Origin of the sequence: Microcoleus sp. S13_C5 (assembly GCF_036700845.1) — a bacterium.
Classification (GTDB): Bacteria; Cyanobacteriota; Cyanobacteriia; order Cyanobacteriales; family Microcoleaceae; genus Microcoleus.
The window spans coordinates 1-4089 of record NZ_JAUBPR010000230.1; the positions used below are offsets into that span (position 1 = coordinate 1).

The 4089-nt window shown below is 46.9% G+C and carries 3 protein-coding genes; 1 reads left to right on the top strand and 2 read right to left on the bottom strand.

From position 1 onward, the window contains the following. Nucleotides 1-95: 95 nt before the first annotated feature. Together QUA04_RS28925 and QUA04_RS28930 are read right to left on the bottom strand one after the other, a co-directional pair. Nucleotides 96-566: a phycobilisome protein gene (locus QUA04_RS28925; RefSeq protein WP_333264034.1), complete on the bottom strand. Its 471-nt coding sequence runs from the start codon at nt 564-566 to the stop codon at nt 96-98. Between the two features lie 38 nt (nt 567-604). Further along, complete coding sequence (locus tag QUA04_RS28930) at nt 605-1087, bottom strand: 2Fe-2S iron-sulfur cluster-binding protein (protein ID WP_006635922.1); 483 nt, start codon at nt 1085-1087, stop codon at nt 605-607. Nucleotides 1088-1589: 502 nt separating this feature from the next. On the opposite strand from QUA04_RS28930, the gene QUA04_RS28935 reads away from it, so the two are divergent. Continuing rightward, nucleotides 1590-3527: a serine/threonine-protein kinase gene (locus tag QUA04_RS28935; RefSeq protein WP_333264038.1), complete on the top strand. Its 1938-nt coding sequence runs from the start codon at nt 1590-1592 to the stop codon at nt 3525-3527. The last annotated feature ends 562 nt before the right edge of the window (nt 3528-4089 follow it).

A 4089-nucleotide genomic window follows, 5' to 3' on the forward strand; every position in this document is an offset into this window, starting at 1 on the left:
TCATTTTTTAACGTTATATGCTTGCTATGTAAGCATTATAACCTATTTTTATCGTATTTTATGTTTAAGTCCCGTTAACTTGTCAACCCCCTTGATTATTTGCCGAGTAAAGTGCGGTTGATGTCCAGAATCGGAAAAAATAGGTTCCTTTCTTCCACCGTGAGATATTGTTTGAGGACCTTTTTCATCACATCGTAGGTCACGGTCGCACTATTTCTAACTTGAACAGCCCCTAAAATAGTTTGCAACCAAAGTAGTAGCCGATCGCGCAATCGTTCCGTATCATTAATCAACAGTGCTGCCGCTGAATGCCTCAACACCCGCACAATATCTCCACGGCACTTTTCAGTCATATCGTTAGCCCCCCGCCGAAATAAACTAGGGTCTATAGACAGCATTTGTGCTTCCACTTGCCGCATAATTTCTGTTTCAGAGGCTTGTATTTTTTTATAAGCACTCATCCGGTGATTCAAAGACTGAAAGTAGTCTTTCAAAAATTGGAGTTCTTCTGCACTGGCGTAGCGTCCGTCTGCTTCCATGCTCAAACGCGCAAGTTGGCTCAACATAGATTTTTCTCTACTACTAAAATACAAACATATCAGTTTTAAGCTTCTTTAGTCCGAACTAAGTACTGTCCTACTTGAAAGCGGGTTTCATTAAGCTGTGTCACGATAGAACGAGTAATTAACTTTCCCGATTCTACAACTACTTGACCCGTAATTGGGTGTAATAAATCTTGCTGGGCCCGGCGGCCGATCAGAGCTTCGACATTTTCAATAGCATTAATGTACATCCCCGCAGGCAACTGTACAACCACACCCTCGCCCATAATTTGAGCCTGACAAGCAAGTCGCGAATTGGCTTTAGCCGTAGTAATGACTTCCAACGTCCTTCTCTCGCGGCGGTTCATGTCCGACAAGCCTTCCATGCCTTCTTTAATGTAAACATGGCAGGTAGCGCACATTCCCCGCCCCCCGCATTCCTTGAGAACGTCTAAGTCTTTGGAAAGTAAGGCAGACAGGATATTTGATCGGGTTTCGACTGCTATTTCCTCCGCAATTGGATCTAGTTTAATAATTTTAACCATATTGATGTTTGCTCCTGTCAAGTTCAGTATTTAGCAAGTTACGATCAACTTATTCAAAGCGCAAAAAAATTTGGCTAACACTCAAAAAAGTTAAAATGCCTTGACGACAGCATCGGCTTCTGGCTCTCTAACCCCTATGGCATAACCGCACTTCTGTTTGGGTCATATCGCTGTTCCCTCGCCCCGATTCCCCAGCTTAGCCTTGAAAAGCTAAAACCTTAGATACTTTCTGCATGGCATTGAAAAAACTGTAATAGTCGCGATCGACTAAAATAGCAGCCACAGGTAGTTCCCGAGCGGGTATTGGCATCCGGCAAGATTGATAGTGATTCCGAAGCTCAAGGATTTTAGTAGGTGCGACTGTGCGATCGCTCTCAAGGAGGCTGAGAATGAACCTGAGATAACATAGGCTGTACCTGGCGAGCGATTCAAAAATTTGAATTTTTGTCAGAATTATTTACATATTTTAATACTAGCTCAAGCTTTTTCTATAATTAGACCGATGCAACATTCTAAGTACCGCATTTTAGGGCTAGTCGGACAAGGACAATTTGGTCGAGTCTTTTGTGCCAGCGTTCGAGAAGCTCCCGCCCAGGACTCCCGCCTCACCAGCCAACTGGTTGCTCTCAAAGAACTTAGTCATCAGAAAGCCCCAACTAGCGAATTCTTGCGAGAGCTGTGGTTTCTGATCACCTTGCAGCACCCCAATATTGTTACCTGCCGAGCTCTAGAACACACAGCTACAGGCAGGTACTTGGTTATGGATTACTGCGAGGGAGGAACCCTCCGCAACCTGCTCAAACAAGACCGCCCCTTGCGTCTGCTCGAAGGTTTACAGCTAGTCATGGAAGTTTTAGCCGGCTTAGACTACGCCCACCGCCGAGGCGTAGTTCACTGCGACATCAAACCCGAAAATATCCTCCTAACTTTAGGAGCAAAAGGTTGGTCGCCCCGGCTTTCTGACTTTGGCATCGCGCGTCGGCTGCCAGAAATTGGTACCACTCGCCTCCACCAAGAAATTTCTCCCGACGCTACCGTAGGTTCCCCCGCTTACATGGCCCCTGAGCGGTTTTACGGTCTTTTTTCCCCGATGTCAGATATATATGCAGTAGGAATTCTGCTGTTTGAATTGCTAATGGGCTACCGCCCTTTCGGGGGAACCCCTGGAGACTTGAGGTGGGCGCACCTGAATCAACGCTTGCAATTTCCCGACGCCATCCCCGAACCTTTGCAAGCAATAGTCAAAAAATCTTTAGAAAAGCTGCCAGCCCGCCGTTTTGCCAGTGCTTCCCAAATGGCTCAAGCTCTGCGGCTGATCATGTACGACCCCGCTGTCAGGCAATTGGGCGACTGCATTATTCCTTGGGAAACCCCCACAACCAGTGGTGATAAAAGTCTGAAGTCTGAAACTGAGTCTTTGCTAGAAGTTGAAGAGGAAAAAGCATCACTGTCGGCGATTAATTTACTTGGGACTGTCCGCTATGCGCTTTCGCAGCCCAAGCCACTGATACTTCCAGCACCGTTGACCGCTTTAATTGCCACTGAAACGTATCTCTATGCTGCTGTAGGTACAGAGGTGAAGGTTTGGTCTCAGCCGGGAAAACAGCTAGTTACAGGAGAAATGTCTACTTCTATTTCATTAATGCCGGAAATCGTGCGGGGCATTTTACCTGTTTCCCACGGCTGCTGCGTTCTCACTCCGCAAAAACTTTACTGGCTCAATGAGCGCTCTTGGGAGCCTCAATGTTTGCTGGATATGGGTTTGAGGCAAGGTCCAGATGCTTTTAAAGCTGCTGTAGACTCTCACGGCAACTGGTTGACAGTAGCGGTTCCCGGCGAACTGCGTTTTTATTCTTTAGCTGGAAACAGCACTCCTGGCGATCAGAAAAAAGCCTTGAAGCTGATCGCTACTGTGCCGTTACCACAACACTATTTACCAGAATTAATGTTTTTGGATCGGCGACACGTCTTAGCAGTTTGGCCGGACAACGAACCAAAAAATCCCCAAACTATTTTTAGAGTTTACACTCGCCGCGGCACGCCGGTGGGTTCTGTGGAGTTGTCTGCCAGCGTCGGACAGATCCTATTAACACCTGAGCCTTATACTTTGCTGGGAATTCCCCAAGGTGGTAAAGCGGCGGTGCTGTTGATGAAATTGTGGCCGCTCAAGGTAGCGCGAATTCCCCTTGAAAGTTTGGCAGTGTCTGCTTGTGTGGCTAATTGGGGATGGGTATTGGCAGACGTTGGGGGGCAGATAGAAGTGTTAAACAGTCAAGGGATTCAAGTAGGGAATTTTAGTAGCCCCGCCTCACCCCGGGCGATCGCTCCCTGGGGGAATAAAGGTTTGGTGATTGCTGTCAATACTGAGGAAGAGAGTCACTTACACTTTTTAGATGTAGATTTTGAGGAGACCAACTCGCGCTCGATCATCAAGGGCTGATAACTGGGGTAACTGACTGAAGGACTTTGGGGGTGTAATTCAGGATAGTGTATTTGCGGGCGATCGATTCCTGGGAGTTTGATCATGGTTAGAGTACCGTGTCGTGTCAACTTCTGGATTTTGAATCAGAGGAATAGTTAAGGGCGATCGGCTCAATCTGAGACCCAAACGTCCCTCAGTAAACTCCAAGAAATGCAGACACCACTTAAATATATGACTCATGCACCAGCCTGCTTCTGTCATCCTCACCCAGTGATCCAGCCTCACACCTTACACTCTAACTTTGGCTTACCTAGACTCCAAGTAAGCCCCATCATCATGTTGAACTACTGAGTCCTTCTACTCATACGGGGGAGATAGTCTGCCCCAAAGCCGTATTTTGGCAAAAAAAAGACCCCTTGCGCTAAAGAGGAGTCAGCCAGGGGATACCGGAGCAGGTAATAAGTGTCGAAACCCTTGGTGTGTATGGCTTTAAAAAAATATCAAAAATATTTCCGCAAAACGCTTGACAACTCTGGGGAGAGTTGATACATTAATAAAGCGCCAGAAGAGAAGCGGTTCA

What these genes read in the sequence shown, in the direction of transcription:
- QUA04_RS28925 (WP_333264034.1), bottom strand. Translation starts at nt 566, where the DNA reads ATGTTGAGCCAACTTGCGCGTTTGAGCATGGAAGCAGACGGACGCTAC.
- QUA04_RS28930 (WP_006635922.1), bottom strand. Translation starts at nt 1,087, where the DNA reads ATGGTTAAAATTATTAAACTAGATCCAATTGCGGAGGAAATAGCAGTC.
- QUA04_RS28935 (WP_333264038.1), top strand. Translation starts at nt 1,590, where the DNA reads ATGCAACATTCTAAGTACCGCATTTTAGGGCTAGTCGGACAAGGACAA.